Raw genomic sequence first — 26,343 nt, forward strand, 5'->3', positions numbered from 1 at the left:
TTCTTACCCCGCTTTCTTACCCCGCTGCGCCGCCTCTATCCGCTTCCTGTTCGTCAGGCCAGCATTTTGCCTCGGGCTTCCTTCAGATTCGCAGTCACCCGCGACACCCTTGCCTCTGGCTAACACTTCCCCTTGCCGGGTGTGTAGAGGACTTTCACCTCCAAGTCACCAGCGAGGCCACCACAGCCAAGCTGGTTGCGCTTACGCGCAACGCGCCATGCCTGGCGCACAAGCAAAAGGCCCGCAGCGATGCGGGCCTTTTTTGTCTGCTAATTATTGGTGTGTGTGTGAGGGCCTCATCGCGAGCAGGCTCACTCCTACAGGTGATTTGTGAACGACGCAGGTCCCTTGTGGGAGCGAGCTTGCTCGCGATGAGGCCGGGACTAACAACTTAATTACCGGCTGGAAACCCGATACACCCGCTCCTCAAGCCGCGTTACACCCGCCTCCAGGAATTTCCCGCCTTCACTCAACACATCCTGATCTTCCAGAATCTTCAGCGTCCACGAGTCCCCGAACAATCGCTGCACTTCATCATCGAGTACAGCAAACGGCGGGCCGGGCATTTGCGTCTGGTCATAGTCCAGAGTAATCACCAGACCATGGGACTCCTTCGGCAGTATCCGCTTCAAATGGGCGGCGTAGCGCTCTCGCATTTCCGTCGGCAGCGCGATCAACGCCGCGCGGTCATAAAGCGCCGCGCAATCGGCAACATCGCCTGCCGTCAGCTCGAAGAAATCACCACACCAAAGCTCGATGGAACCTGCCCGATAAACCTTGAACGGCCCCTGCTCGCTGACGGCCGGATCAAAACCATGCTCGCTGAAAAACTCCTCGACGGCTTTTTCCGACAATTCGACTCCCAAGACCTCATGGCCTTGATGGGCGAGCCATAGCAAATCCAGGCTTTTTCCACATAACGGCACCAACACGCGTGCACCTTCTTCAAGGCTTAACGCTGGCCAGAACCGCTTCAGATGAGGGTTCACCTGCGGCAGGTGAAAGCCGATCTGGTTCGCCGCCCATTTTTTGTGCCAAAACTCAGGCTGCATAATTAACCCCGAAAATTCGATCAAAACACCCTAAAACTTATATTAGATTTAGATTAATGATCTGACTGAAGATGTTGCATCTTAACTCTCAGGAGCTCATTCATGTTCCCTAGCCTGTACATATCCCACGGCTCCCCCATGCTCGCCCTGGAACCCGGCGCCAGCGGGCCGGCACTCGCCCGCCTGGCCGCCGAGATACCGAAGCCAAAAGCCATCGTGATTGTTTCCGCACACTGGGAAAGCGATGAGCTGCTGGTCAGCGGCAATCCACAACCGGAAACCTGGCATGACTTCGGTGGTTTTCCCAAAGCCCTGTTCGAAGTCCGGTACCCGGCTCCCGGCGACCCACGACTCGCCGCAGAGGTTGCCGAGTTATTGAAAACCGCTGGCTTTCCTGCCCGTATCGACAGCAATCGGCCTTTCGACCATGGCGTCTGGGTGCCTTTATCGCTGATGTACCCGCAAGCAGAGATCCCGATTGTCCAGGTTTCGCTGCCCACCCGTGGCGGCCCCGCCCTGCAGACCCGCGTCGGCCACGCGCTGGCCAGCCTGCGCGAGCAAGGCGTGCTGCTGATCGGCTCCGGCAGCATCACTCACAACCTGCGGGAACTGGACTGGCATGCCGGTCCCGAAAGTGTTGAGCCCTGGGCCCAGGCGTTTCGTGACTGGATGATCGAAAAACTCGCCGCGAACGACGAAGCCGCATTGCACGACTATCGCAAACAAGCGCCGAATGCCGTGCGCAACCATCCCAGCGACGAACACTTGTTGCCGCTGTACTTTGCCCGCGCTGCAGGTGGACCGTTCAGCATTGCCCATCAGGGGTTCACCATGGGGGCATTGGGCATGGACATCTATCGCTTCGGCTAGCCCATGGACCGAGTTGCTCCCTTCGCGAGCAGGCTCGCTCCCACAGGGCTCAAGCGTCCCCCCCTCCCCCCAAAAAACAGCAGGCAAAAAAAATCCCCGAGCCAGTCGGGGATTTTTTATGTTCGATCAATCAGCCCGAAAGCGGATCAATCTTCGCGGTAGCGACGCAGCTTCAACTGCTTACCGGCAACGCGAGTGTCCTTCAGTTTGGTCAGCAACTTCTCAAGACCATCTTCCGGCAGTTCGACGAGGCTGAAGCTGTCACGCACCTGGATGCGACCGATCGCTTCACGCGCCAGACCACCTTCGTTGAGGATGGCACCCAGCAGGTTTTTGGCAGCGATACCATCACGCGCGCCCAGCGCGGTACGGCAACGTGCACGGCCTTCGCCCAGTGGCATCGGAGCACGACGCTCGCGGTCACCACGCTCAGGACGATCACCGGAACGCTCTGGACGATCGCCACGTGGTGCGTTGTTCGGCACCAGTGGACGTTCTTTCTCGATAGCGGCCAGGGTCAGCGCTTGAGCGTTGGTTGCCTTGCGCAGCAGGGCTGCGGCCAGGGCACGCGGGCTGCAACCGATGTCGGCAGTCAGGCGATCCAGCAGATCACCGTGAGTCGATTCGGCATCGGCCACCAGCGGCGACAGGCTGTTGGTCAGTTTCTTGATGCGCGCATCCAGAACAGCTTGAGCGTCTGGCAGGCGAACTTCAGCAACCTTTTGACCGGTTACACGCTCGATCACTTGCAGCATGCGGCGCTCACGCGGAGTCACCAGCAGCAGTGCACGACCTTCGCGACCGGCACGACCGGTACGGCCGATACGGTGAACGTAGGATTCCGGATCGTACGGCATGTCAACGTTGAATACGTGAGTGATGCGCGGTACGTCCAGGCCACGAGCAGCAACGTCGGTCGCCACAACGATGTCCAGACGGCCATCCTTGAGGGAGTCGATCACGCGCTCACGCTGGTTCTGGGCGATGTCACCGTTCAGCGCAGCGGCTTTGTAGCCTTTGGCTTCCAGGGCACTGGCCAGATCCAGGGTCGCTTGCTTGGTGCGCACGAACATGATCAGGGCGTCGAAATCTTCCACTTCCAGCAAGCTGAGAACGGCCGAAGTCTTCTGGTCAGCGTGAACCAACAGGTGAGCCTGTTCGATCGCGGTAACGGTCTGGGTCTTGGTCTGGATCTTCACGTGTTGCGGATCGCGCAGGTGGCGTTCAGCAATGGCACGGATCGACTGCGGCAGGGTGGCCGAGAACAATACGGTCTGACGGGTGACAGGCAGGGCCTTGAAGATAACTTCCAGGTCGTCCATGAAGCCCAGTTTGAGCATTTCGTCGGCTTCGTCGAGAACCAGGTGGTTCACGGTCGCCAGTACTTTTTCGTCGCGACGCAGGTGGTCGCACAGACGGCCCGGAGTGGCGACAACGATCTGTGCGCCATTACGGATTGCTTTCAGCTGTGGGCCCATCGGCGCGCCGCCGTAGACAGCCACAACAGTTACGCCCGGCATTTGCTTGGCGTAGGTTTCGAAAGCGGTTGCAACTTGTAGCGCCAACTCACGAGTTGGCGCCAGGATCAGGGCTTGCGGTTCGCGCTTTGCAGGATCGATGCGATGCAGGATCGGCAGGGCGAACGCAGCGGTTTTACCCGTACCGGTTTGCGCCTGACCAATCATGTCGTGACCGGCCATGATGATCGGGATCGATTGCTGCTGAATAGCCGATGGCTCTTCGTAGCCAGTCGCGGTGACGGCTGCAAGAATATTCGGATTAAGATTAAAAGCGGCGAAGCCGCCGGTTTCCTGGGTCATGGGTCTGCCTCTAAGTGCATCCGCAAAGACCCATGCTCCAAAGCTGCGCGTGCCGTGTTGAGACTCAAGAGTCGCCCTGGCAGCTTTGTCGGCGGGGATTTGCGAAAACGAATGAATGAAAAGAATCGTCAAGGGAGAGTCCGCAGTACGGACGTGCAGCCGAAGCTGACTTCGGGGAATTGCTCTACCTAAACGCGGCCCGGCTAAAGGCCGGCGCGCACTATACCGGAATTTGCCAAAAAAGGGAGCTTTTTTTATCCGAAATCCACCGGATACACCGTTGTGTCACAGGCTTTGCGAATAATCGATCAGCCGTCTACTTTTCAAAGGCCCGGCCTTGCGGGTGATGGCGCTAAAACGGTTCACCCTTTGCCGTGCAGACCGCCGGTCTGGCACGTCTTTCCCACCCCGAGGATCACTCCATGAATCAGCCCAGCTCCAGTCGAGTCAGCCGCGAACGGCATGGTCATGTGTTCATGATCGGTCTGGATCGGGTAGCCAAGCGCAACGCCTTCGATCTCGACCTGCTCAACGCATTGAGCCTGGCCTATGGCGAGTTCGAGGCCGACAACGAGGCACGCGTGGCGGTGGTGTTCGCTCATGGCGAGCACTTTACCGCCGGGCTCGACCTGGTCAATGCCAGTGTCACACTCGCAGAAGGCTGGCAGGTACCCGCTGGCGGCTGTGATCCGTGGGGGGTGTTCGCCGGCCCCAGGGTCAGCAAACCGGTGATCGTCGCCGCCCAGGGCTATTGCCTGACCATCGGCATCGAATTGATGCTGGCCGCCGACATCAACCTGTGCGCCAGCAACACCCGGTTCGCGCAGATGGAAGTGCAACGCGGGCTCTTCCCGTTCGGCGGCGCCACCCTGCGCCTGCATCAAGTCTCCGGTTGGGGTAATGCCATGCGCTGGTTATTGACCGGTGACGAATTCGACGCCCGTGATGCCTTGCACTTGGGCTTGGTGCAGGAAGTCATGGCCAGTGAAGACTTGTTGCCCCGGGCGATTGAACTGGCCGAACGGATCGCCCGGCAGGCGCCGCTCGGCGTTCAAGCGACACTGATGTCTGCGCGACAGGCCCGGTATGAAGGCGAAACCGCCGCGGCACAGGCGTTGCCTCTGCTGGTCAAGAAGTTGATGGCTAGCGAGGACGTCAAGGAAGGTGTGCGGTCGATGGTGGAGCGGCGGCCTGGAGTCTTCAAAGGGCTTTAGCCTTGTAGCGCCAGTTGGAAGGCTATCGCGAGCAAGCTCGTTCCCACAGGGGATCGCAGTCAAATGTGGGAGCGAGTTTACTCGCGATGACGCCTTCACAGACAACTCAGGTCGCCGGACGAATGCACTTGATCAACGAATCCAGCGAATACCCCAACCGTGGCGCCAGCGCTTCGGCGCGGGCGATCAGGCCGTCCATGTCCAGTTCCTGATCCAGCTCCGACGGCACGATCAGAATCACGTTGCCCTCCTTCACCGGCAGCTCCCAGTAATGTCGGTGGTACAAACCACGCAACAACGCGGCGCCCAAGGGTTTGCCGTCGTCGGTAGCCCATTGATTGATGACCAGCCAGCCACCCGGATTCAATCGCTTCTGGCAGTTTTCCAGAAAGCTCCAGGCCAGATGCCCGACACCCGGACCGACATCGGTGTAAAGGTCGACGAAAATCAGATCGGCCGGCTCAGCCGTGTCGAGCAGTTCCAGGGCATCGCCAACGCGAATGTACAGGCGCGGATCGTCATCCAGCCCCAGGTACTCGATGGCCAGACGCGRCACGTCCGGGCGTAGTTCGATGGCTTCGACATCTTCCAGCGGCAGGAACTTGAGGCAGGCCTGGGTCAGAGTACCGGCGCCGAGACCGAGAAACAGCGCGCTTTCCGGGTGCTCGTGGCACAGCGCGCCGATCAGCATCGCCCGGGTATAGTCGTACTCGAGCCAGCTCGGATCAGCGGTGAACACGCAGCTTTGCTCGATGGCGTCACCGAACTCGAGAAAACGGTAATCGGCCACTTCCAGCACACGAATCACGCCGAACTCGTCCTGTACCTCGGCGAGCAGATGCTCGACGCGCTCCTCAGTCATTTCATCTCCTGATCGTCACCGGGGCCGGCAACGCAATAACACCGCGTGTAGAGAGCGGCAAAGGCGAGATTGTCGGCGAAGCGACGGGAACAGGTCACGCACTAATTTGCTGATAACATGGAGGTCCGAGCGAAAACACTAGAGACCGTGATGAGCCAACCCTGGAGCCCTGACAGCTGGCGCGCCCTGCCGATCCAGCAACAACCCCAATACCCCGACGCCGCGCATTTGCAGCGGGTCGAGCAGACCCTGGCCAGCTATCCGCCGCTGGTGTTTGCTGGTGAAGCCCGGGAGTTGCGTCGTCAGTTTGCCGAGGTGACCCAAGGCCGCGCGTTTCTGTTGCAGGGTGGCGACTGCGCCGAAAGCTTCGCCGAATTCTCCGCGGCGAAAATCCGCGACACCTTCAAGGTGTTGTTGCAGATGGCGATCGTGATGACTTTTGCCGCCGGCTGCCCCGTGGTCAAGGTCGGGCGCATGGCCGGGCAGTTCGCCAAGCCCCGCTCGGCCAACGACGAAACCATCGATGGCGTGACCCTGCCCGCCTACCGTGGCGACATCGTCAACGGCATCGGTTTCGACGAAAAAAGCCGCGTACCGGACCCGGAGCGCCTGTTGCAGTCCTATCACCAGTCCACTGCCACCCTGAACCTGTTGCGCGCGTTCGCCCAGGGCGGTTTTGCCGACCTGCATCAGGTGCACAAGTGGAACCTGGACTTCATTGCCAACTCGGCACTGGCAGAAAAGTACAGCCACCTGGCCGACCGCATCGATGAAACCCTGTCGTTCATGCGTGCCTGCGGCATGGACAGTTCGCCGCAGTTGCGCGAAACCAGTTTCTTCACCGCCCACGAAGCGCTGCTGCTGAACTACGAAGAAGCTTTCGTGCGTCGCGACAGCCTGACCAACGATTACTACGATTGCTCGGCCCACATGCTGTGGATCGGCGACCGTACGCGCCAGCTCGACGGCGCCCACGTCGAATTCCTGCGTGGGGTGAACAACCCGATCGGGGTCAAGGTTGGCCCGAGCATGAACCCCGACGACCTGATTCGTTTGATCGACGTGCTCAACCCGGACAACGACCCGGGTCGCCTGAACCTGATCGCGCGGATGGGCGCGAACAAGGTCGGCGATCACTTGCCGCACCTGATCCGCGCCGTCCAGCGGGAAGGCAAGCAGGTGCTGTGGAGTTCCGACCCGATGCACGGCAACACGATCAAGGCCAGCAGCGGCTACAAGACCCGCGACTTCGCGCAGATCCTTGGCGAGGTGAAGCAGTTCTTCCAGGTGCACGAAGCCGAAGGCAGTTATGCCGGTGGTATCCATATCGAAATGACCGGGCAGAACGTGACCGAGTGCATCGGTGGTGCGCGGCCGATTACCGAGGATGGTTTGTCGGATCGTTACCACACCCATTGCGACCCACGGATGAATGCCGATCAGTCGCTGGAGCTGGCGTTTTTGATTGCAGAGACTCTGAAGCAGGTTCGGCGCTAAACCCCGTCGCCCCCATCGTCGGAACGCCGCCCGGAGCAAGCTCGCTCCCACAGGATCCGCGCCGCACACAAAATCTGTGAGCGACGCGGTCAATGTGGGAGCGAGCTTGCTCGCGATGGCGTCAGATCAAGCACCGCCAATTTGTGAGAATGCCACCCGCAACCTTGCCGCACTCGCCCGCGGGCAATTCAACTGAACCTGTGCCAGCCCCAGCCAATCCGCCATCTGCCGCAGATTGACCGCCAACGCCAGCATCCCCTCCTCATCCAGCCCCGCTTCCTCTTCATGCACCGCATACACGGCCAAACGGCCCGCCGCCCGTTCGGCGCGCAGGTCTACCCGTGCGGCAATCCGCTCGTTGTGCAAAAACGGCAGGACGTAATAGCCGTACACCCGCTTGTCCTGCGGCGTGTAGATCTCCAATCGATAGCGGAAATCAAACAGCCGCTCAGTCCGGCTGCGCTCCCAGACCAGCGAATCGAACGGCGAGAGCAATGCACTCGCGACGACTTTGCGCGGCACTTTTGGCTCGGGCAGACAATAGGCCGGTTGTCGCCAGCCCTGGACTTCGCAGGTCAGCAATTCACCGGCCTCGACCAACTCGGCCAAACGGGGACGACTGTCCACAGGGTTCAAGCGGAAATAGTCACGCAAGTCCTTCTCCGTTCCCACACCCAAGGCCGTTGCCGCATGCCGCAACAGGCCGCGCTGGGCTTCGTCTTCGCTCAGAATAGGTTGTGCAAGCACCGCCGAGGGAATAACCCGTTCCGGCAAATCGTAGAGCCTTTCGAATCCGCGTCGGCCGGCAACGGTCACTTCACCGGCAGCGAACAACCACTCCAGCGCATGCTTTTCCGCGCTCCAGTCCCACCAGGGGCCGGCCCGTTCCTGACGGGTCGACAGGCTCCCGGCGCCTAGCGCGCCCTGCTCCTCAACCGAAGCCAACACCCGACGAATCGTGTCTTGCTGTTCACGGCCAAAGCGCGCCAATTGCTGATAAATGTCTTCGCCACGGCTCGCACGCTGCATGCGCCAACGCATCAACGGGTACATGGAAAGTGGCAACAACGAAGCTTCATGCCCCCAATATTCGAACAACGTGCGTCGACGGCCCTGACTCCAGGCAGCCTGGTCGAGCAGATCGGAGGAGTAGTTACCGAGGCGGGAAAACAGCGGAAGGTAGTGCGAACGCACCAATGCATTGACCGAATCGATCTGCAAAATGCCCAGCCGTTCGATCAGGCGATTGAGCGCAGCTGCCTTGATCGCCGCTGGCGGCTGCCGCCCGTTGAACCCTTGGGCGGCCAGCGCCAGACGCCGAGCCTGTTTGAGGGTAAAGGACAATGTTGCGGGCATGGGCGTCTCCTTGTCTGCTCGCAACCTACCTCACCGGTAAGGGGTTTGTGTAGCTTGGGACTCATCATTTATGCATCGGGTCATTCCAGAACGGTTTGATCGACTCGTTCTCCACATCCGCACGGCTCATGCCGATGTCCTTGAGTGCTTCGTCGCTCAAGCTCGCCAGCAGTTCGCGCTCGCGATGCAGTTCGTACCAGCGGCTGACCTTGTGCAGCAGATCGGATATCACGTGAATCGAGTGTTTTTCTGCACCGTGGAATTCATGTTGACCTTTCATCTTGTTGCCCTCCGTTTGGATGGCTCCAGTCTCGCGCCGGGTCTAAGATCAATCCAACGAATGTTTCTGATGTCACATATCTCGGAGATTGATGGATGTCTGCCTACCCGAGTATCGATACCGAAGTGTTGCGCACCTTCGTCGCCATCGCCGACCAGGGCGGCTTTACCCGCGCCGGTGAAATGGTCAACCGTACCCAGTCGGCCGTCAGCATGCAGATGAAACGGCTGGAAGAAGATGTGCTGCAGCGCCAGTTGTTCCAGCGCGACGGGCGGCAGGTGCGGCTGACGGCCGAAGGCCAGGTGTTGCTGGGCTATGCGCGGCGGATCCTCAAGCTGCACAGCGAAGTGTTCAACACCCTGCGCGAACCCGATATGGTCGGCACTGTGCGCATCGGCACGCCGGACGATTATGTGATGCGGTTCCTCCCGGGGATTCTGCGCCGTTTTGCCCAGTCCTACCCGCTGATTCAGATAGAAGTGCACTGCGAATCATCCAAACAACTGCTGATGCGCCAGGACCTGGACCTGTCCATCGTGACCCGCGAACCGGGCAGCGAAATCGGCCAGTTGTTGCGCAAGGAGCGTTTTGTCTGGGCCGAGGCGCAATGCTACAGCGCCCACGAGCAGACGCCGCTGCCGCTGGCGATGTTCAACAGTGATTGCTTCTGCCGCCTGTGGGCCTGCAATGCCCTGGATGCCCAGGGGCGCGATTACCGGGTGGCGTACAACAGCGACAGCCTGTCGGCGATCATGGCCGTGGTCAGCGCCGGCCTGGCCGTCACGGCGCAGCTTGAAAGCCTGATTACCGCGGACATGCGCATCCTCGGTGCAGCCGAGGATCTGCCGCTGCTGCCCGAGGCCAGCATCATGCTCGTGCGCAACCTGCATAACCCGTCACCGATCACCGAGTGCCTGGCCGAGCACATAATTGAAGGCTTCAAACCTTGAAGGCGAGCATCACCGCACAGAACACCAGGAACCCGCAAAACAGCCCGCGCAGCAGCCGCTCCGGCAATGCGTGGGCAACCTTCACGCCCCAACTGATGCTCATCAGCCCGCCGACCGCCAAGGGTAAGCCGATCACCCAGTTGACCTGATGGTGCACGGCGTAAGTCACCAGCGTCACCCCGGTACTCGGCAAGGCCAGCGCCAACGATAACCCCTGCGCAACCACTTGGCTGGTGCCGAACAGACTGGTCAGCACCGGGGTCGCCACCACCGCGCCCCCAACACCGAACAACCCGCCCATAGTGCCGGATGCAGCGCCGAGCACGCCCAACCAAGGCCATGAATAGTTCATCTGCGAAGCCGGCGCAGCGCTGGCGGCGAACATGCGAAGCAAGTTGTACGCCGACAGAGCGATCAGAAACGCGACAAAGCCTATACGCATGGTTTGCGCATCAATGCCCACCGCCCAGATCGATCCGAGCCAGGCGAAGCAAAACCCCATGATGGCCAGCGGTAACGCGTTGCGCAGTTCGATCCGGTTGCGCTGATGATAACGCCACAGCGCCAGCATCACGTTCGGCACCACCATCACCAGCGCTGTGCCCTGGGCAATCTGCTGGTCGAGCCCGAACAGCACGCCCAGCAGCGGAATGGCGATCAGGCCGCCGCCGATGCCAAACAACCCGCCGAGCGTACCCAGGGCAGCACCGAAGACCAGATACATCAGAAACTCAATCACGGGCGATTTCTCCTCACGTCATGCGACTGATCCTACGCAGTTGCTTCTGGCGCGGAAACGCACAGCGACGCACAATAGCTGTGCCAAATTCGCACAAGCGCAAATCTGCCATGAACCCCAATCAACTGACCGACCAACTGGCTTTGTTCCTCGATGTGCTGGAAACCGGCAGTTTTTCCGCCGCCTCGCGCCGTCATCCGCTGACCCCTTCGGCCGTGGCACGGCGTATCGACAGCCTGGAAAACGCGGTCGGCAGTCAGTTGTTCATCCGCAGCACGCATGCGGTACGTGCCACCCCGGCGGGATTGGCCTTTGCCGAGCGGGCACGGCGGATCGTTGCCGAGTTGCGCCTGGCCCGGGCCGAGGCGGTGTCCCTGAGCAGCGCGCCGGAAGGTCTGATTCGTATCGATGCGCCGGCAGCCTTTGGGCGCCGGCACCTGGCACCGGTGATTGCCGATTTCCTCATGCTCTATCCCGGGCTCGATGTGCAACTGCACCTGATCGACAGTTTCGTCGACATGCAGGGCCAGAACCTCGGCAAGGTCGATCTGGTGCTGCGCGCCGGGCAATTGGCCGACACCCGACTGGTGGCCACGCCGCTGGCGAGCATCGTGCGCATCGCCTGCGCCAGCCCTGATTATTTGCGGTGTCGCGGCGTGCCCACCGATCCATCACAACTGATTGAACATGACGGACTCGATTGGGATGGTCTGGCCCCGCTGTTCGCCTGGCGCTTCGAGCGGAATGGGCAAATGCAACTACACCGGCCGGCGCGGGTCCGCATGAGCGCCAACAATGCCGAGGCGCTGGTCTGCGGCGCGCTGGCCGGCCTCGGGATTGCGCATCTGCCGACCTGGCTGGCCAGCGAGTACCTGTTGCGCGGTGAGTTGCTGCCGTTGTTCTGCGACAGCGGTCTGCCGAAACCGGAAAGCGCCGGTATCTATGCCTTGCGCCTGGAACAACAACCCAACTCCCGCAGTCGCTTGTTGCTGGAGTACCTGAAGACCCGCTTCAGCCCGGTTCCACCCTGGGATCTGGTACTGCAAACCCATTTGCAACGGCACTGATCAAAATTATCTGGCGCATTAAAGATTCGCCCGCTAGATTCCTAAGATCACAGATCAAGGCTCCGACATGAACACCGAGCGCAACACCCCGGATAACTGCGACAACCTGTTGCTGGACAATCAGGCCTGTTTTGCCCTGCATTCCACTTCGCTGATGATGACCAAGGTCTACAAACCCCTGCTGCAAGCGCTGGGGCTGACCTACCCGCAATACCTGGCGATGATGGTGTTGTGGGAACGGGACGGTTTGACCGTAGGCGAAATCAGCACGCGGTTGCTGACCGACCCTGGCTCGTTGACGCCGCTGCTCAAGCGCCTGGAAGCCGAAGGCTTGCTCAGCCGCACCCGCAGCCGCGAGGACGAGCGGGTGGTAATCGTCGAACTCACCGAGCAGGGCCGAGCCTTGCGCGACAAAGCCCGGGATATTCCCCAGTGCATCCTCGGCGCCAGCGGAATGACACTGGAGCGCCTGCAAAACCTGCAAGCGGAGCTGCAAGAGTTGCGTCGCCACCTGCAAGACAGCCTCTAGCCGCCAACCCACCACAAATCCCCCTGTGGGAGCGAGCTTGCTCCGGGCGGCGATCCGACGATTGCAGTGTCACATTCAGCAATGATGCTGACTGACACACCGCCATCGCGAGCAAGCTCGCTCCCACAGTAGCTCTGCGGCCCACCAGAAAATTGGGCTCGCCACCTCTTCCTGAAAAAAATCCCCACTGAAACATCCCCCTCGATAGCTCTAGTTCAACACTTCCAACCAAAACGCCTCCGCTGCCTTTCCGTCTTTTTCAAATTTCTTTGAAATTTTATATTGCGCGCTAAACATTAGCGCGATACATTCATCTCGCACTTACTTAGCGCGCAAACATTTAGCGCAAAAAAAACAAACCCCGAACGAGGCTTTCACCATGCAAACTCTCTACACCGCAATCGCAACTTCCACTGGTGGCCGTGACGGTCGTGCGGTTTCCAGCGACAACATCCTCGACGTCAAACTCGCCACCCCGAAAGAACTCGGCGGTGCTGGCGGCGCAGCCACCAACCCTGAGCAACTGTTCGCCGCCGGCTACTCCGCCTGCTTCATCGGCGCCCTGAAATTCGTGGCCAGCCAGACCAAGCGCAGCATCCCGAACGACGCCTCGATCACCGCCCACGTCGGCATCGGCCAGATCCCTGGCGGCTTCGGTCTGGACATCGACCTGCACATCAGCCTGCCRGGCCTTGAACAAGCCGATGCACAAGCACTGGTCGATGCGGCCCACCAGGTCTGCCCGTACTCCAACGCCACCCGTGGCAACGTCGATGTGCGTCTGCACGTCACCGTCTAACAGCTGACCTATCAGGCCCGAACAGGAAATGAACATGAACACTTTCAGCAAAGTCTTGACCGGTACCCTTCTCGCCATGTCCATCGGCAACGCGTTTGCAGGTACCGGGGTTGAACACAACACCCAGGCATTCCTCGACGTTCTGAACGCCGGCACCGGCAAGCCGATGGAGCAAATGACACCCGCCGAGGCCCGCGCCGTTCTGGTAGGCGCGCAGGCCGGGGTGAAGCTGACGCTGCCAAAAGCCGATGTCAGCCAGAAGACCATTCAAGTCGACGGCCAACCGATCAGCCTGACCATCGTCCGGCCGGCCGGGGTCAAGGGTGAGCTGCCGGTGTTCATGTTCTTCCACGGCGGTGGCTGGGTACTGGGAGATTTCCCGACCCACGAGCGGCTGGTACGTGACCTGGTGACGGGTTCGGGTGCAGCGGCTGTCTTCGTGAACTACACGCCGTCGCCGGAGGCGCATTACCCGGTGGCGATCAACCAGGCTTACGCGGCGACCCGATGGGTGGCCGAGCACGGTAAAGAGATCAACGTCGATGGCAAGCGCCTGGCGGTAGCCGGCAACAGTGTCGGCGGCAACATGGCGGCGGTGGTTGCGCTGATGGCCAAGGACAAGGGCACACCGGCGATCAAGTTCCAGGTGCTGCTGTGGCCGGTGACTGATGCCAACTTCGAAACGGCGTCCTACAACCAGTTTGCCGAGGGGCACTTCCTCACCAAAAACATGATGAAGTGGTTCTGGGACAACTACACCACCGACGCCAATCAACGGAACGAGATCTACGCCTCACCACTGCGCGCGACCACCGCCCAGTTGAAAGGACTGCCTCCAGCGCTGGTGCAGACCGCCGGAGCCGACGTGTTGCGCGACGAAGGCGAAGCCTACGCCCGCAAACTGGACGAGGCCGGAGTGCCGGTGACCTCGGTTCGCTACAACGGCCTGATCCACGACTACGGTTTGCTCAACGTGGTGAGCCAGGTGCCGGCGGTACGTTCGGCGATGTTGCAGGCTTCGCAAGAGCTCAAGGAACACTTGAAGAAATAACGCAGTACCCCATGTAGGAGCGAGCCTGCTCGCGAAAGCGATTTGCCAGACGCGTCGTCATTGCCTGACACGCCGCCATCGCGAGCAAGCTCGCTCCCACAGGGTTTCTGGTTGAACCCGAAATCGCAGGCACAAAAAAGCCCGACTCAATGGTCGGGCTTTTTCATTCCTCAAGCTGTGCTTATTTGGCACGGCCTTTGTAGGAACCGCCTTCGCGGGTATCGATCTCGATCATGTCGCCGATTTCGATGAAGTCAGCAACCGACAGCTCGGTACCGTTCTTCAGTTTGGCAGGCTTCATCACCTTGCCGGAAGTGTCGCCGCGAGCGGAACCTTCGGTGTAGTCAACCTGACGCACGATGGTGGTCGGCAGCTCTACGGAAACCAGACGCTCGTCGAAGAACACGGCTTCGCAAACGTCGGTCATGCCTTCTTCCACGAATGGCAGAACGGCTTCGATGTCTTCAGCGTTCAGCTCGTACATGGTGTAGTCGGTGGTGTCCATGAACGTGTAGGAGTCGCCGCTGATGAAGGACAGGGTCGCTTCCTTGCGGTCGAGGATCACGTCGTCCAGCTTGTCGTCCGCACCGTATACGGTTTCGGTCTTGTAGCCGGTCAGCAGGTTCTTCAGCTTGGTCTTCATGATCGCGCTGTTACGACCGGACTTGGTGAATTCAGCTTTCTGAACCAGCCAAGGATCGTTGTCGATACGGATCACGGTACCGGGTTTGAGTTCTTTACCAGTTTTCATTGCGAATATCCGAATTTGGATGGGATTTACAAAAATCTAGGCCGCGTATCATATCCAATTTCCATAAAACTGTACCAGCGCCGTGGCAAGATCGGCCTGCAAGGCCTGTTCCAGACACCACGCCTCGGCGTGTTTTTCCAGCTCTGGCCAGTGTTTACGGGTGAATTGCCAGTGGTCGGCCATTTTCTCACCGGCGTTCCACGCGCGCCAGAGACCGCTGATCGCCTCCCGCGCAGGTTCAGACAGCCCCTTTATAYAGACTTCGAGGAAAGCCTCGAGTTTGTCCAGATGGATATCTTCTTCCTGCCGGTAGATGTGCCAGAGAAATGGCCGGCCGGCCCATTGAGCGCGCACAAAGGAGTCTTCGCCGCGCACGGCATTGAAATCGCAACACCACAGCAACAAGTCGTATTGGTCCTGGCGGACGAACGGCAGCACTTGCACGGTCAAGGCATCACGCACATGCACGGCACCGGCCGCCAAACCCTCCACACCGAGCCAACGCTCTACGTCGCCGACAATCCGCCCTTCCGGCACCAGCAGATGAGTGGCCGTAGAATCGCCAGCCATCGCATCGAGCCAACTGGCCAGCCCGGTGTTTTCGTAAGCAAACAATGAGATCAACTGCGCACCGGGTGCACGATCAATCCCCAAACCGTGCAGGAATTCTGTTTGAGCCTGCGGGTTTTGCTGAAATTGCCGACGACGCTCCAGCAACCCTCGCTCACGCAGCAGTCCGCCGGTGCCCTTCTGGAATCCAGGGAAGAAGAAGAACTTCTGCACGCTTTTGTACTTCACCGAGGGCAAACCGTGGCAGCCGACCACCCAGTCCTCGGCACTCAGGTAATCGAGGTTCATCCACAGCGGCGTCTTTTCCCGTTCGGCCATGGCGTCCATATAGGCGCTCGGCAACTGGCAGGCAAATGCGGCAATCACCACATCGGCGGCTTCGGTCGGCTGCCACTCGGCGGGCCATTGGCGCACTTCGACGTCTTGCTGCCACTGCTGCGCAGCGTGGATGTCGATTTCCGGGCACAGGCGCTCGAACGCTCGCAGATCATCGACCCACAGACGCACCGCCACTCCATGCTCGGCCACCAGTTGCCGGGCCAGTCGCCAGGTCACGCCGATGTCGCCGAAGTTGTCGACCACGGTGCAAAAAATATCCCAGCGGGTTTTCATTTCAGGCATTGCAGGCTCCCGTTGGCAAAGGCGCCGATTGTCCGCATAAATTACCCCGTGCAGAAGAGCCGACGGCGATTATTCTTCATGCGACAATCGCCACTCGCCAGTGACTTTTCGCCAGGAGGCAATCATGCCCCACCGTCCCACTCCGCGCCGATCCTTCCCGATCAGCCTCAATGCCCTGCAACTGACCGGCAGCATCGCCCTCGGCATGTGGCTGGGATTCATTGCCATTGTGCTGACCTGCTGGCTCGCTTCGCGCCTGCTTTTCAGCGAACAACTGGCACCTGTGGCGGCAGCTGTGGAACAACTGGCCAAACCACCTGTGATGACTCAACCAGTGCCGGACATCGCGCCACAGAGCCCGCAGTTCGAGCAATACGAAGAGAACCTGCGCAAGAACGAGCAGCAGCAACGGCTCGATCAGGCACGCAGCAGCAGCCGTAACCTGTCCAACCCAAGCTGTCAGTTCTGGCTGCAACAGGACCGAACTGCACCCAGCGAAAAAAGCCGCGCCAACGTCCTGCAATTCTGCGATTGATCATGAATAAACACATTGTCCACCAACTGATTCTCGACAAGCTGCGGATCGATCTCGACATCGCCGAACGGGCCGCGCAAACCGCCTACGAAACGGCGACCCACGAAGAAAACATCGCCGAGAACAAGTACGACACCCTGGGGCTGGAAGCCTCCTATCTCGCGGCCGGGCAAGCCAGGCGGGTCGAAGAAATTCGCCAGTCACTGAGCCTCTGCCAGAACCTGGTCCTGCGCCCGTATGACGATCAGCGGGGCATCGAAGTGGGCGCGCTGCTCGGGCTCGAGGACGAAAAGGGGCGCGAACAATGGCTGTTTCTGGCCCCCGATGCGGCCGGATTGAAAGTCGATCTGGTGGGACAGCTGATTACTGTCATCACCCCCCGCTCACCGCTGGGCAAAAGCCTGCTGGGCAAGTTCGAGGGCGATGAGGTGGAGATTATGGTGGCGGGCGCTCGGCAACAGTTCGCTGTCACCGAGGTGGTTTGAGCGGCAGGAAACGCTATCAGTGAACGGGCAGTTCGACGCCGTCGAACAGCTCTTCCAGTTCCTGCTTGTTGTGGCATTGAATGGCCTTGGCCATGACTTCGCGGGTCAGGTGCGGCGCGAACTTCTCGATGAAGTCGCACATGAAACCCCGCAGGAAGGTGCCGCGACGGAAGCCGATCTTGGTCACGCTGGACTCGAACAACTCACTGGCATCGAGCACCACCAGGTCGCTGTCGAGTTTGCTGTCGACGGCCATTTTCGCCACGATGCCCACGCCCAGCCCCAGGCGAACATAGGTCTTGATCACGTCGGCGTCGGCGGCGGTGAACACCACTTTCGGCGTCAGGCCGCGATGGCTGAAGGCTTCGTCGAGTTTCGAGCGGCCGGTAAAGCCGAACACGTACGTCACGATCGGGTACTCGGCCAGCGCTTCGAGGGTCAGTTTCGACAGCTTGGTCAAGGGGTGGCCCTGAGGCACGACCACACATCGGTTCCAGCGGTAGCACGGCATCATCACCAGATCACCGAACAGCTCGAGCGCTTCGGTGGCAATGGCAAAATCCACGGTGCCATCAGCGGCCATTTCGGCGATTTGCATCGGCGACCCCTGATGCATGTGCAGGGCAACGTCCGGGTATTGCTTGATGAAATTGCTGATCACCGGCGGCAACGCATAACGCGCCTGGGTGTGGGTGGTGGCGATCGACAGGGTGCCTTTCTTCTCGTTGGAGAATTCCTGTGCGATCTGCTTGATGCTTTCAACCTTGCGCAGAATTTCGCCAGCGGTGGTGATGATGCGCTCGCCGGCCGGGGTAACGCGGGTCAGGTGCTTGCCGCTGCGGGCGAAAACCTCGACGCCCAGTTCGTCTTCCAGCAGACGGATCTGTTTACTGATGCCCGGTTGAGAGGTGTAAAGACTTTGGGCTGTAGCGGAAACGTTGAGGTCGTGGTGCGCCACTTCCCAGATGTAGCGCAATTGTTGAAGCTTCATATGAATCCCTCAAAGCAGGTAGACGCCACGGGCATCAGCGACGGTATATAACTATATTAATGGCATGAAGAATAAATCTAGAACTTTTTTATCAGATTGCCATTATTCTGTTCTAGCGATCCCCTTGGCGACGACGTTGCACCAGCGGCACCAGATAGACCGGCACCTTGGACAGTTGCAGCACACGGGCGGCGGTTCGCCCCAGAGGCGTTTCCGCACCCGCACCGTGGCTGTGACTTCCTACGATCAACAAATCCACGGAGAGTTTCTGCGCCTGGTCCAGAATCACCTGCGACGGATCGCCCTGCAGCACCCGCACTGCCTGAATCCGCTCCAGATCGTGCTCCCCTTCATCCCCCAACTCCTCACGAAAACTGTCGAGCACCCGCTGCTCGATACTGGCAATAACTGTATTCAGGCCCTGGCTGTGAAACTCGTTCAGCGCCTGTTCATCGAGATAACTTTCCAGCACCGATTCGGCAAACAACCCCATGGGTTCAACCGCATGCACCACATACAAATCGGCATTGAAGGTCCGGGCCAGCTCCAGGGCATGCTGCATCACCACGGGCGCGTACAGGCCAAGGTCAGTGGCATACAGCATCGAACGAATCATATGACCTCCTCGACTGCCAACATGGCGGAGATTTGATTCAGCTTAGCAGTGCCTTGGCGACTACGACGTGCGGCGCAACGCATTGAACGCTGGGCTTAAACCTTTTGTTCGTTGCTTATGCCATGGGGCACATGACCGGTGGCGACGACTTCACGGGCCAATTCGCAGTGGCCGGCCTGATCGTCGAAAAACACATCGGCCGCGAAGGCTTCGAGAAAGGCTGACTTGGTCAGGCCTCCGAGGAACAGCGACTCGTCCAGACGAATGTCCCATTCGCGCAACGTGCGAATCACTCGCTCATGGGCCGGCGCCGATCGCGCCGTGACCAGCGCGGTACGGATCGGACAGGCGTCCTCCGGGAACTCACGCTGCAACAGATTGAGAGCCGCGAGAAAGCCCTTGAACGGCCCACCGCGCAACGGCTCGCGGGCGGCCTCACGCTCGCTGGCCTGGAACGCCTCCAGACCTCCGGTCTGATAAATGCGCTCCGACTCATCGGAAAACAGCACCGCGTCTCCGTCGAAGGCGATGCGCAATTCGTCGCTGGCCGCACGACTGGCACCGCCCGACAGAATGGTCGCCGCGGCGAACCCGGCGTCCAGTGCATTGCGTACGTCTTCGGCGTGGGTCGAGAGAAACAGGTCGCAGCCAAAGGCCTTGAGGTAGGGATACGGACTGCGCCCGCCGACAAAGGCCGCGCGCGAGATTGCCAGTCCGTAATGGTCAATCGAGTTGAATACCCGCAGCCCGGTGTCGGCGCTGTTGCGCGACACCAGAATCACCTCGACCCGGGCACGACCGAGGCTATTGTTGAGATTCAGGAGTTTCTGCACCAACGGAAAAGCATCGCCGGGCTCGAGGATTTCGTCTTCGTGTTCAATCTGATACTGCCGGTAGGCTTCGACGCCGCTCAACAGATAAACCTTGTGGCTTTCGCTCAGGTCGAACAGCGCCCGCGAAGAAATCGCCAGCACCAGTTTGTCGTCAATTGCCTTTGGCATGCCCTTCCCCCTCAGGTCGGTCGACTCAGGTGTTTCGTCGATCAATGAAACTCAAACTGCGATACAAGGCCTCGATACGCGGCATCTCACACCCGGCTGCCTTCGCCGCCGCCAAAGGCCGGGCATAGATCGCGGCCAGTTCCAGCGGTCGCTTGTGCAAGTAATCGTGGTACATGCTCGGCCAGTAGTCAGGCATTTTTTCGGTCACCATGAACAGGTGCTCGGCATACCCCGCCGGTACATCGTGCCCGCACGCGACTGCGCCTTGCACCACTTCAGCCATCAGCGCCTTGATCAGTTCGCGACTGTCGGCATCAGCCATCAGTGGTGTAGTACTCGCTCCCAGCAACACCGACAGACCGTTGTACGGGATATTCCAGACCAGTTTTTGCCAACGCGCCTGATGCAAATTCGCCATGGCCTGGGAATCGAGGCCGGCGTTGCGAAACAGCCCGACACCCTCCTCGACAATCGCAGTGCGTGCCGGCCCGTCGGCGGGACCGCTGTGATAACCAACGTGCACTGCGCCCAGCGCCTGATGGGTAATGACGCCCGGTGCCTGGCGATGAACGCAGATGTAGCAGAGCCCGCCGAGCACATGCAGCGAATCGGGGAGCAAATCACGCAGACTGTCTTCGACGTCCAGGCCATTTTGCAACAGCAGTACCTTGGCGTTCGGCGCCGCCGCTTGCAGGATGGCGGGTGCCAGGTCGGCGTTACTGGTGGTTTTCGCGCCCACCAGCAGCCAGTCGCAGGGTGGCATGTCTCCAGCGTTCGAATAAGCCTGCACCGGGTTCAGTTTCAGCGCGCCATGGGGCGCGCTATCGACTTGCAACCCGTGCTCGGCCACAGCGGAAAACTCGCTGCGCAGCAGAAAATGCACATCAAAACCGGCACGCGCCAGCATCACCCCGTAGAAACCGCCGATTGCGCCGGTCCCGATAATGCCGATTGTCGGCCTGGCAACTGTCCCCATCATGGCAACTCCTCTGCTGTTCGACTCAGCGCCTGGCGCACCGCCCGATTGAGCTCGGTGTCGGTCAGGCGGGATTTCAGTGCTCCGAAGAATTCGCCGTCGCGAACGACAAACAGCGCCGGCAAGTGAAAGACCTGATAACGCTCGACCACCCCGCCGTTATTGCCGGCATCGATCCAGCACAGTCGATCGACTGCCAGATCGAGTGTCGGCAATTGCTCGCGGGCAAAACGGCAACCGGCGCAGCCGACACTGGTGAAAATAACCAGTGATACGCCGCTCATCGCCAGCAGCCGTTGGTCGGCGTCGAAATCGGTCAGTTCCAATTCGACCACTATACTGGGTGTAACAATGTCAGATGGCCGACACATGGAGTCTGTGTTCATGGGACGATTTATTCCTCACCCTGACGATGTGCCCGTCGAATTAACGTTGCTGAAACCTGAATGTATTTCGCGACGACAGCTGCACACTATCAGCCTCGGGGGCATGGCTTGCAATTATCACCGCGCGTGGCGCTACGGCACCGCGCTGGAGGTACGCATGCCGACCGTGAACCCGGACATGCGCTACCTGGGCTATGTCGCCTGGTGCCTGCGGCGCAAGCGCGGTTATCTGGTAGGCATCGTCTTCGTCGACGAACAAACGCTATTCAGCGCCCGAATGGGCGAGCAGGTGTGCCAGATCGAACGTTACTGCCGCCTGCATGACGCCCACGACGACTTGCAGAATATCCAGGCTCGGGCCCTTGAATGGGTACAGGAGCACGCCGACGAGTTCTCTCACGATTCGGTGCGCAAGGCTTTTGCGCAGCCGGTGCTGGAATAGGGGTGTTCTTGATCGGTTTGCCCCTCATGGCAGGGAAACTGACTGCGAAAGCCCACCAAACCGGCGTCTGCCCATTGTCGAGCCACGGTGTAACGCGCTAAGGTTCGGCTCCCCGACGCGCTTAATTTGCTGTGCTCCGCCGCGCGGGTTCGCTGGCGGCCGGCACCCGTGACCTGACGAGTAAACGATGGCTGATTTACCGATCAACGACCTAAACGTCGCCTCCAACGAGACTCTGATCACTCCCGATCAGCTCAAGCGCGATATTCCCCTGAGCGACGCCGCACTGCGCACCGTCACCAAGGGCCGCGAAGTCATTCGCAACATTCTGGATGGCACCGACCACCGCCTGTTCGTCGTCATCGGGCCTTGCTCGATCCACGACATCAAGGCCGCCCATGAGTATGCCGAGCGCCTGAAGGTTCTCGCTGCCGAAGTGTCCGATACCCTGTATCTGGTCATGCGCGTTTATTTCGAGAAGCCACGTACCACCGTCGGCTGGAAAGGCTTGATCAACGACCCGTATCTGGACGACTCGTTCAAGATCCAGGACGGCTTGCACATCGGTCGCCAGTTGCTGCTGGACCTGGCCGAAAAAGGCCTGCCGACCGCCACCGAAGCCCTCGACCCGATCTCCCCGCAATACTTGCAGGACCTGATCAGCTGGTCGGCCATCGGCGCGCGCACCACCGAATCCCAGACTCACCGTGAAATGGCCTCCGGCCTGTCCTCGGCCGTCGGCTTCAAGAACGGCACCGATGGCGGCCTGACCGTGGCGATCAACGCCCTGCAGTCGGTTTCCAGCCCACACCGTTTCCTGGGCATCAACCAGGAAGGTGGCGTGTCGATCGTGACCACCAAGGGCAATGCCTACGGTCACGTGGTGTTGCGCGGCGGCAACGGCAAGCCGAACTACGATTCGGTCAGCGTTGCGCTCTGCGAACAGGCGTTGAACAAGGCGAAGATCAAGCCGAACATCATGGTCGATTGCAGCCACGCCAACTCCAACAAGGATCCGGCCCTGCAACCACTGGTGATGGAGAACGTCGCCAACCAGATCCTCGAAGGCAACAAGTCGATCATCGGCCTGATGGTTGAAAGCCACCTGAACTGGGGCGCCCAGGCGATCCCGAAAGACCTCGCCGACCTGCAATACGGCGTGTCGATCACCGACGCCTGCATCGACTGGACCGCGACCGAAAACACCTTGCGCAGCATGCATGCCAAGCTCAGGGATGTGCTGCCTAAACGCGATCGCAGCTGATCGCTTTTAGCGAACACACAAAAACGCCGGACTAAACCCGGCGTTTTTTTATGCATTCGTTTTATTGAAGGTCACTGACTCAGCTTGGCCGCATGCCGCTGGTGACGCTCCATGTAGCGCTCGACGTAGGAGCACGATGGAATGACGGTGTAGCCCATTTCGTCCGCGTACTCCAGCGCCTTCTCGGTCAAGGCTGCAGCAATACCGCGACCACGCAACGCGTTGGGCACGAAGGTGCGATAAATATCCAGGGTCTGCTTCCCCAGATCCATATAGGTCAGATAGGCACGATGACCGTCCACAATGGTCTCGAACTGATGACCAGCCTGGTCATGGTGGATGGACAACGCCTCGCTCATCACTACTCCTCGCGGGTCTGGAATTTTGACCCCTACCTTACCGATGTTTTTCCGACGAAGGAACATCTACGCCACTCCGTGCCTGAATGGACACCGAGAAGAGCTGCACCGATCTCGCGCTACCGAGCACGTACAAATAGTAGGCACCATTGACAGAAATGCTCAAGGTGCGCTCGTCATCATGCAGGTTGGCAGGTGCTGCTCCGGATCACGCAGGAATGGCTCGACCGAAGATCACTCCGGGTCGATAGCCTGAACATTGCCGGATGTTGAGACTTAAGACGAGCGCCCATTGTTAAAGTCACCTGAACATCGAGAAAGATATTGCGAGGCGCTACGCAAAAGCCGAACAAAAGTGTAGACGAACCCATGTAGACGGGCTCTAGCCAGACTGGAAAAAGAGCGGTGTGCCGAAGGAACTTTTACTCGCCAGCTGGCTCAGCCACGGGCCTTGCAGCTGGATGTTTTTTAATCAGTTCAGTTAAAAGTTGCTCGAAAAAGAATCAACGCCTACAATTTTTTTTGCTTCTTGCGTCACGTCAGTTTTACTTACTACAAGTAATAGGTAGTATGTACGCCGGCTATTTCCTCAATCGGAGGAGATAGCTACTTAATAGAAAGTCCTTGAAGGGGAACACGATGAACAACGTTCTGAAATTCTCTGCTCTGGCCCTGGCCGCAGTTCTGGCTACCGGTTGCAGCAGCGCATCGAAAGAAACCGAAGCACGTCTGACCGCTACTGAAGACGCAGCTGCTCGCTCCCAGGCTCGTGCAGACGAAGCTTACCGTAAAGCTGATGAAGCTCTGGCTGCTGCTCAAAAAGCACAACAGACTGCTGACGAAGCTAACGAGCGTGCTCTGCGCATGCTGGACAAAGCTAGCCGCAAGTAATAGTCCTTCGGGATTGTTATCAAGCCGATCCATTTTTTGGGTCGGCTTTTTTATTGCCCGGCGTTTCTCCAGGCAATAAAAAACCCGTCGACGCGGTCCGCGCCGACGGGCTCTTTACAAGCTTACTGCATCGGGTCGACCGGAGTGCTCGACACCATCGGTGCGGCGTTGTTGCCCGGCACAGCAATCTCCACCGGCAGGCCGTCTTCAGCGGCAACCACATCACGCACCACATCCCAGTTCATGCGCAGGTTGTTAGTGATGTCTTCACGCTTGAGCATCGCGTTGATGACCGCGGTGTGCTTGTCGACCACCGACGGGTTGCCCTTGTCGTCCAGCGGCGTATGCGCCTCCAGATAGACCTTGCCGCCACTCAAACCAAACTTGTACGGGTCGTTGATGATCCGCACCGACGTACCGACCGGCACCATGCCCGCCATTTCCAGCACGTTGTTGTTGAACATGCGGAAGCAACCGTGGCTGGTGCGCATGCCGATACCGAACTTCTTGTTCGAACCGTGGATCAGGTAGCCCGGTGTGCCCAGGGTGAACTTGAACGGCCCCAGCGGGTTGTCAGGGCCGGCCGGCACGACGTTGGGCAGCGGATCACCGTCTGCTGCGTGCTCGGCCTTGATCGAAGCCGGCGGCGTCCAGGTCGGGTTCGGCGTCTTGGCGGTGATGCTGGTGTGGGCAATCGGCGAGCCCCAGCCTTCACGACCGATACCCAGCGGGAACGTGTACACCACGTTCTTGCCTTTCGGGTAGTAGTAGAGGCGGTACTCGGCCAGGTTGATCACGATGCCTTCACGCGGGCCTGGTGGCAGGATGAAGCGGGTCGGCAGAATGATTTCCGTGCCGGCGCCTGGCAACCATGCATCGACACCCGGGTTGGCCGCGACCATTTCCGTGTAGCCCAGATCGTAGGCGGTACCAAGGTCGGCGAAGGTATCTTCGTACTTGGCCTTGATCACCTGCACCTGGCCGATGATGTCCTCACCGGGCGGTGGCAGGGGAAACTCCAATGCTGCAACGGGACCGGCCACCAAAAGGGCGGCAAGTGACAGGCAGCGGGTGACGGCAGGAAAGCGCGACAACATCCGGAAAATCCTTCGCATGATCAACTGAGAGTATAAGAACGCGATTGTACACCGCTGTCCGTTATTTCGGGGAGATGGCCCGATTGCAGGCACTGTAAGGCGATTTTGCGATTTTCCTCGATCCCGTGTGGGAGTGAGCCTGCTCGCGATGGCTGTGTGTTGGGTGACGTGTTTTTTACGGATGTACATATCCGTTTCTGCGGATGCGGTTACCTGTGGGAGCGAGCTTGCGATGGCGGCGTGGCAGGCGGCATGGATTTTTGAGGGTGTACATATCCGTTTCTGCGGTAACGGCCACTTAGGGTTCCGCCCTTACGGCGGGTCACTTGGAAAAGCCCCAAGTAACCAAGGGCTCTTGCCCCTGACATTCGGTGCCTCGCTGTGGCTCGGCATGCCCTCGCTCCGGTCCTGCTCCGTGGGCCCGCCGCCATCGGCCATCCATGGCCGGGGGCGGCTAACCCGGCATCCATGCCGGGTTGCCCACTGCGCAGAACCTCCACTCGGCCTCACGAGGGGGCGTACACCGCAACAGCGCCCGAGGCGGCCTACCGGCCGGCCTGTTTGCCGGCCTGTTTGCCGGGCTCGTTTGTCTGTGAGGTACCTGGTCGACTGGCAGGTCGCCATCGCGAGCAAGCTCGCTCCCACAGGTACTCAGTACATCTGCAAGGTCTGGGTCGGCTGTCAGGCCGCCTTCGCGAGCAGGCTCACTCCCACAGAAAAGCAAAGGCAGATCGGCGTGCGCAGACGCTCTTCACCACTCATCAGGCCGAGCGTTAGCTCGCCTGCAGCTTTTGATCTTGATCCACCCGCCCCCTCGGCAGGCTGAGCGGAGGTGTTTATCCGGGGWTTGGCGCGCAGCGCCGTTCGACGCAGTCGAACTCATTGCATGTAGGTCGAAGCGAAGCCGACCGGAGGGCAATGCCCCCGGATGAATACCGSAGCGAAGGAACGCCGAGCCTAAGCGAGGGGCCGTACGTAAGGGGCGAGACTTTTTGGTTCCTTTTGTGTCGTTTGACAAAAGGGACYCGCYGTAAGRGCCAGCCCTTTCAAGGTCTTCGTTTAGAATCCCCTAAAACTCCAGTCAGGGTGACGAAAACGATGTGGGCAGAAGTTCTAGCGCGGTTTGAAAAAAAGACACCGGCCAGTGTCATGACGAAATTGATACTGGAGCAGGCTGTTCCTGCCGAATGGGTTGATCAGGTGTTTGAAGAACACCGTCAACGCCAGTACCCGCGTGAGCTGTTGTTTTCGACCATCGTTGAGCTGATGTCC

General features: G+C 59.6%; 28 protein-coding genes. 13 read left to right on the forward strand and 15 right to left on the reverse strand.

The window, feature by feature from the left end; translation table 11 throughout:
- Positions 1 to 395: 395 nt before the first annotated feature.
- Positions 396 to 1,052, reverse strand: coding sequence for a thiopurine S-methyltransferase (locus tag AC1DU9_RS24175; RefSeq protein WP_223463750.1), 657 nt, complete (start codon positions 1,050 to 1,052; stop codon positions 396 to 398).
- Positions 1,053 to 1,154: 102 nt separating this feature from the next.
- Between AC1DU9_RS24175 and AC1DU9_RS24180 the strand changes: the two genes are divergently transcribed.
- On the forward strand, positions 1,155 to 1,922 hold the full coding sequence (locus AC1DU9_RS24180) for a DODA-type extradiol aromatic ring-opening family dioxygenase (RefSeq protein ID WP_223463749.1): 768 nt from the start codon (positions 1,155 to 1,157) through the stop codon (positions 1,920 to 1,922).
- A gap of 146 nt (positions 1,923 to 2,068) precedes the next feature.
- Here the strand turns inward: AC1DU9_RS24180 and AC1DU9_RS24185 are convergent, their stop codons facing one another.
- Positions 2,069 to 3,742, reverse strand: coding sequence for a DEAD/DEAH box helicase (locus AC1DU9_RS24185; RefSeq protein ID WP_150756007.1), 1,674 nt, complete (start codon positions 3,740 to 3,742; stop codon positions 2,069 to 2,071).
- Positions 3,743 to 4,164: 422 nt separating this feature from the next.
- Here AC1DU9_RS24185 and AC1DU9_RS24190 point away from each other — a divergent pair, with 422 nt between their 5' ends.
- Positions 4,165 to 4,956 (forward strand): crotonase/enoyl-CoA hydratase family protein, encoded by a 792-nt coding sequence (locus AC1DU9_RS24190; protein WP_223463748.1) that lies wholly within the window; start codon positions 4,165 to 4,167, stop codon positions 4,954 to 4,956.
- A 106-nt stretch (positions 4,957 to 5,062) separates the two neighbouring features.
- On the opposite strand, the gene AC1DU9_RS24195 is transcribed toward AC1DU9_RS24190, so the two are convergent.
- Positions 5,063 to 5,818, reverse strand: coding sequence for a spermidine synthase (locus AC1DU9_RS24195; RefSeq protein WP_477810885.1), 756 nt, complete (start codon positions 5,816 to 5,818; stop codon positions 5,063 to 5,065).
- A 150-nt stretch (positions 5,819 to 5,968) separates the two neighbouring features.
- Between AC1DU9_RS24195 and AC1DU9_RS24200 the strand changes: the two genes are divergently transcribed.
- Entirely contained in the window at positions 5,969 to 7,315 is a 1,347-nt protein-coding gene (locus AC1DU9_RS24200; protein ID WP_223463746.1) for a class II 3-deoxy-7-phosphoheptulonate synthase, read from the forward strand.
- A 126-nt stretch (positions 7,316 to 7,441) separates the two neighbouring features.
- On the opposite strand, the gene AC1DU9_RS24205 is transcribed toward AC1DU9_RS24200, so the two are convergent.
- Both AC1DU9_RS24205 and AC1DU9_RS24210 read right to left on the reverse strand, forming a co-directional pair.
- Positions 7,442 to 8,671: a winged helix-turn-helix domain-containing protein gene (locus AC1DU9_RS24205; protein ID WP_223463745.1), complete on the reverse strand. Its 1,230-nt coding sequence runs from the start codon at positions 8,669 to 8,671 to the stop codon at positions 7,442 to 7,444.
- 64 nt (positions 8,672 to 8,735) lie between these two features.
- Positions 8,736 to 8,951: a DUF1127 domain-containing protein gene (locus AC1DU9_RS24210; RefSeq protein WP_204934808.1), complete on the reverse strand. Its 216-nt coding sequence runs from the start codon at positions 8,949 to 8,951 to the stop codon at positions 8,736 to 8,738.
- A gap of 95 nt (positions 8,952 to 9,046) precedes the next feature.
- Here AC1DU9_RS24210 and AC1DU9_RS24215 point away from each other — a divergent pair, with 95 nt between their 5' ends.
- Positions 9,047 to 9,901 carry a LysR substrate-binding domain-containing protein gene (locus AC1DU9_RS24215; RefSeq protein ID WP_223463744.1) on the forward strand — a complete coding sequence of 285 codons (855 nt, stop codon included), beginning with the start codon at positions 9,047 to 9,049 and terminating at the stop codon, positions 9,899 to 9,901.
- Here the strand turns inward: AC1DU9_RS24215 and AC1DU9_RS24220 are convergent.
- The gene (locus tag AC1DU9_RS24220; protein WP_223463743.1) at positions 9,891 to 10,640 is read right to left on the reverse strand and encodes a sulfite exporter TauE/SafE family protein; all 750 of its coding nucleotides are present in this window, start codon (positions 10,638 to 10,640) and stop codon (positions 9,891 to 9,893) included. The two genes, AC1DU9_RS24215 and AC1DU9_RS24220, sit on opposite strands and share 11 nt — an antisense overlap.
- A 110-nt stretch (positions 10,641 to 10,750) precedes the next feature.
- Here AC1DU9_RS24220 and AC1DU9_RS24225 point away from each other — a divergent pair, with 110 nt between their 5' ends.
- From AC1DU9_RS24225 to AC1DU9_RS24240, 4 genes are all read left to right on the forward strand, one after another.
- Positions 10,751 to 11,707 carry a LysR family transcriptional regulator gene (locus AC1DU9_RS24225; RefSeq protein WP_223463742.1) on the forward strand — a complete coding sequence of 319 codons (957 nt, stop codon included), beginning with the start codon at positions 10,751 to 10,753 and terminating at the stop codon, positions 11,705 to 11,707.
- A 67-nt stretch (positions 11,708 to 11,774) separates the two neighbouring features.
- Complete coding sequence (locus tag AC1DU9_RS24230) at positions 11,775 to 12,236, forward strand: MarR family winged helix-turn-helix transcriptional regulator (protein ID WP_223463741.1); 462 nt, start codon at positions 11,775 to 11,777, stop codon at positions 12,234 to 12,236.
- Between the two features lie 379 nt (positions 12,237 to 12,615).
- On the forward strand, positions 12,616 to 13,035 hold the full coding sequence (locus AC1DU9_RS24235; protein ID WP_046031808.1) for an organic hydroperoxide resistance protein: 420 nt from the start codon (positions 12,616 to 12,618) through the stop codon (positions 13,033 to 13,035).
- A 34-nt stretch (positions 13,036 to 13,069) separates the two neighbouring features.
- Positions 13,070 to 14,086 (forward strand): alpha/beta hydrolase, encoded by a 1,017-nt coding sequence (locus tag AC1DU9_RS24240; protein WP_223463740.1) that lies wholly within the window; start codon positions 13,070 to 13,072, stop codon positions 14,084 to 14,086.
- Positions 14,087 to 14,267: 181 nt separating this feature from the next.
- Here AC1DU9_RS24240 and AC1DU9_RS24245 read toward each other — a convergent pair whose 3' ends face one another.
- Both AC1DU9_RS24245 and earP read right to left on the reverse strand, forming a co-directional pair.
- The gene (locus AC1DU9_RS24245) at positions 14,268 to 14,837 is read right to left on the reverse strand and encodes an elongation factor P (RefSeq protein WP_223463739.1); all 570 of its coding nucleotides are present in this window, start codon (positions 14,835 to 14,837) and stop codon (positions 14,268 to 14,270) included.
- 48 nt (positions 14,838 to 14,885) lie between these two features.
- On the reverse strand, positions 14,886 to 16,028 hold the full coding sequence (earP, locus tag AC1DU9_RS24250; RefSeq protein WP_477810886.1) for an elongation factor P maturation arginine rhamnosyltransferase EarP: 1,143 nt from the start codon (positions 16,026 to 16,028) through the stop codon (positions 14,886 to 14,888).
- A 124-nt stretch (positions 16,029 to 16,152) separates the two neighbouring features.
- On the opposite strand from earP, the gene AC1DU9_RS24255 reads away from it, so the two are divergent.
- Positions 16,153 to 16,563 carry a hypothetical protein gene (locus AC1DU9_RS24255; RefSeq protein ID WP_223463737.1) on the forward strand — a complete coding sequence of 137 codons (411 nt, stop codon included), beginning with the start codon at positions 16,153 to 16,155 and terminating at the stop codon, positions 16,561 to 16,563.
- Positions 16,564 to 16,565: 2 nt separating this feature from the next.
- Positions 16,566 to 17,048, forward strand: coding sequence for a GreA/GreB family elongation factor (locus tag AC1DU9_RS24260; RefSeq protein WP_223463736.1), 483 nt, complete (start codon positions 16,566 to 16,568; stop codon positions 17,046 to 17,048).
- Positions 17,049 to 17,064: 16 nt separating this feature from the next.
- Here AC1DU9_RS24260 and cysB read toward each other — a convergent pair whose 3' ends face one another.
- The 5 genes from cysB to AC1DU9_RS24285 form a co-directional block, all read right to left on the reverse strand.
- Positions 17,065 to 18,039, reverse strand: coding sequence for an HTH-type transcriptional regulator CysB (gene cysB / locus AC1DU9_RS24265; RefSeq protein ID WP_007998136.1), 975 nt, complete (start codon positions 18,037 to 18,039; stop codon positions 17,065 to 17,067).
- 112 nt (positions 18,040 to 18,151) lie between these two features.
- A complete protein-coding gene (locus AC1DU9_RS24270; protein ID WP_223463735.1) occupies positions 18,152 to 18,655 on the reverse strand; it encodes a universal stress protein in 504 nt (167 codons plus the stop codon).
- Between the two features lie 95 nt (positions 18,656 to 18,750).
- Positions 18,751 to 19,656, reverse strand: coding sequence for a 5'-nucleotidase (locus AC1DU9_RS24275; protein ID WP_223463734.1), 906 nt, complete (start codon positions 19,654 to 19,656; stop codon positions 18,751 to 18,753).
- Positions 19,657 to 19,681: 25 nt separating this feature from the next.
- The gene (locus AC1DU9_RS24280; protein WP_223463733.1) at positions 19,682 to 20,635 is read right to left on the reverse strand and encodes a putative 2-dehydropantoate 2-reductase; all 954 of its coding nucleotides are present in this window, start codon (positions 20,633 to 20,635) and stop codon (positions 19,682 to 19,684) included.
- On the reverse strand, positions 20,632 to 21,018 hold the full coding sequence (locus tag AC1DU9_RS24285) for a thioredoxin family protein (RefSeq protein WP_223463732.1): 387 nt from the start codon (positions 21,016 to 21,018) through the stop codon (positions 20,632 to 20,634). Before AC1DU9_RS24285 ends, AC1DU9_RS24280 begins: the two co-directional genes overlap by 4 nt.
- Here AC1DU9_RS24285 and AC1DU9_RS24290 point away from each other — a divergent pair.
- Complete coding sequence (locus tag AC1DU9_RS24290) at positions 21,017 to 21,460, forward strand: PilZ domain-containing protein (protein ID WP_223463731.1); 444 nt, start codon at positions 21,017 to 21,019, stop codon at positions 21,458 to 21,460. The genes AC1DU9_RS24285 and AC1DU9_RS24290 overlap by 2 nt on opposite strands.
- A gap of 187 nt (positions 21,461 to 21,647) precedes the next feature.
- Positions 21,648 to 22,724: a 3-deoxy-7-phosphoheptulonate synthase gene (locus AC1DU9_RS24295; RefSeq protein WP_223463730.1), complete on the forward strand. Its 1,077-nt coding sequence runs from the start codon at positions 21,648 to 21,650 to the stop codon at positions 22,722 to 22,724.
- A gap of 71 nt (positions 22,725 to 22,795) precedes the next feature.
- On the opposite strand, the gene AC1DU9_RS24300 is transcribed toward AC1DU9_RS24295, so the two are convergent.
- On the reverse strand, positions 22,796 to 23,083 hold the full coding sequence (locus AC1DU9_RS24300; protein WP_008023295.1) for a GNAT family N-acetyltransferase: 288 nt from the start codon (positions 23,081 to 23,083) through the stop codon (positions 22,796 to 22,798).
- A 639-nt stretch (positions 23,084 to 23,722) separates the two neighbouring features.
- Here AC1DU9_RS24300 and oprI point away from each other — a divergent pair.
- Complete coding sequence (gene oprI, locus AC1DU9_RS24305; RefSeq protein WP_003199355.1) at positions 23,723 to 23,974, forward strand: outer membrane lipoprotei OprI; 252 nt, start codon at positions 23,723 to 23,725, stop codon at positions 23,972 to 23,974.
- A gap of 122 nt (positions 23,975 to 24,096) precedes the next feature.
- Here the strand turns inward: oprI and AC1DU9_RS24310 are convergent, their stop codons facing one another.
- Entirely contained in the window at positions 24,097 to 25,071 is a 975-nt protein-coding gene (locus AC1DU9_RS24310) for a L,D-transpeptidase family protein (RefSeq protein ID WP_223463729.1), read from the reverse strand.
- Positions 25,072 to 26,343: the final 1,272 nt, after the last annotated feature.

The organism is Pseudomonas sp. P4_C1, from assembly GCF_056402155.1.

Bases quoted from the DNA above. Each gene is read 5' to 3' on its own strand.
- AC1DU9_RS24175 (WP_223463750.1), bottom strand. From the start codon at position 1,052: ATGCAGCCTGAGTTTTGGCACAAAAAATGGGCGGCGAACCAGATCGGC.
- AC1DU9_RS24180 (WP_223463749.1), top strand. From the start codon at position 1,155: ATGTTCCCTAGCCTGTACATATCCCACGGCTCCCCCATGCTCGCCCTG.
- AC1DU9_RS24185 (WP_150756007.1), bottom strand. From the start codon at position 3,742: ATGACCCAGGAAACCGGCGGCTTCGCCGCTTTTAATCTTAATCCGAAT.
- AC1DU9_RS24190 (WP_223463748.1), top strand. From the start codon at position 4,165: ATGAATCAGCCCAGCTCCAGTCGAGTCAGCCGCGAACGGCATGGTCAT.
- AC1DU9_RS24200 (WP_223463746.1), top strand. From the start codon at position 5,969: ATGAGCCAACCCTGGAGCCCTGACAGCTGGCGCGCCCTGCCGATCCAG.
- AC1DU9_RS24205 (WP_223463745.1), bottom strand. From the start codon at position 8,671: ATGCCCGCAACATTGTCCTTTACCCTCAAACAGGCTCGGCGTCTGGCG.
- AC1DU9_RS24210 (WP_204934808.1), bottom strand. From the start codon at position 8,951: ATGAAAGGTCAACATGAATTCCACGGTGCAGAAAAACACTCGATTCAC.
- AC1DU9_RS24215 (WP_223463744.1), top strand. From the start codon at position 9,047: ATGTCTGCCTACCCGAGTATCGATACCGAAGTGTTGCGCACCTTCGTC.
- AC1DU9_RS24225 (WP_223463742.1), top strand. From the start codon at position 10,751: ATGAACCCCAATCAACTGACCGACCAACTGGCTTTGTTCCTCGATGTG.
- AC1DU9_RS24230 (WP_223463741.1), top strand. From the start codon at position 11,775: ATGAACACCGAGCGCAACACCCCGGATAACTGCGACAACCTGTTGCTG.
- AC1DU9_RS24240 (WP_223463740.1), top strand. From the start codon at position 13,070: ATGAACACTTTCAGCAAAGTCTTGACCGGTACCCTTCTCGCCATGTCC.
- AC1DU9_RS24245 (WP_223463739.1), bottom strand. From the start codon at position 14,837: ATGAAAACTGGTAAAGAACTCAAACCCGGTACCGTGATCCGTATCGAC.
- AC1DU9_RS24255 (WP_223463737.1), top strand. From the start codon at position 16,153: ATGCCCCACCGTCCCACTCCGCGCCGATCCTTCCCGATCAGCCTCAAT.
- AC1DU9_RS24260 (WP_223463736.1), top strand. From the start codon at position 16,566: ATGAATAAACACATTGTCCACCAACTGATTCTCGACAAGCTGCGGATC.
- cysB (WP_007998136.1), bottom strand. From the start codon at position 18,039: ATGAAGCTTCAACAATTGCGCTACATCTGGGAAGTGGCGCACCACGAC.
- AC1DU9_RS24270 (WP_223463735.1), bottom strand. From the start codon at position 18,655: ATGATTCGTTCGATGCTGTATGCCACTGACCTTGGCCTGTACGCGCCC.
- AC1DU9_RS24275 (WP_223463734.1), bottom strand. From the start codon at position 19,656: ATGCCAAAGGCAATTGACGACAAACTGGTGCTGGCGATTTCTTCGCGG.
- AC1DU9_RS24280 (WP_223463733.1), bottom strand. From the start codon at position 20,635: ATGATGGGGACAGTTGCCAGGCCGACAATCGGCATTATCGGGACCGGC.
- AC1DU9_RS24290 (WP_223463731.1), top strand. From the start codon at position 21,017: ATGGGACGATTTATTCCTCACCCTGACGATGTGCCCGTCGAATTAACG.
- AC1DU9_RS24285 (WP_223463732.1), bottom strand. From the start codon at position 21,018: ATGAACACAGACTCCATGTGTCGGCCATCTGACATTGTTACACCCAGT.
- AC1DU9_RS24295 (WP_223463730.1), top strand. From the start codon at position 21,648: ATGGCTGATTTACCGATCAACGACCTAAACGTCGCCTCCAACGAGACT.
- AC1DU9_RS24300 (WP_008023295.1), bottom strand. From the start codon at position 23,083: ATGAGCGAGGCGTTGTCCATCCACCATGACCAGGCTGGTCATCAGTTC.
- oprI (WP_003199355.1), top strand. From the start codon at position 23,723: ATGAACAACGTTCTGAAATTCTCTGCTCTGGCCCTGGCCGCAGTTCTG.
- AC1DU9_RS24310 (WP_223463729.1), bottom strand. From the start codon at position 25,071: ATGTTGTCGCGCTTTCCTGCCGTCACCCGCTGCCTGTCACTTGCCGCC.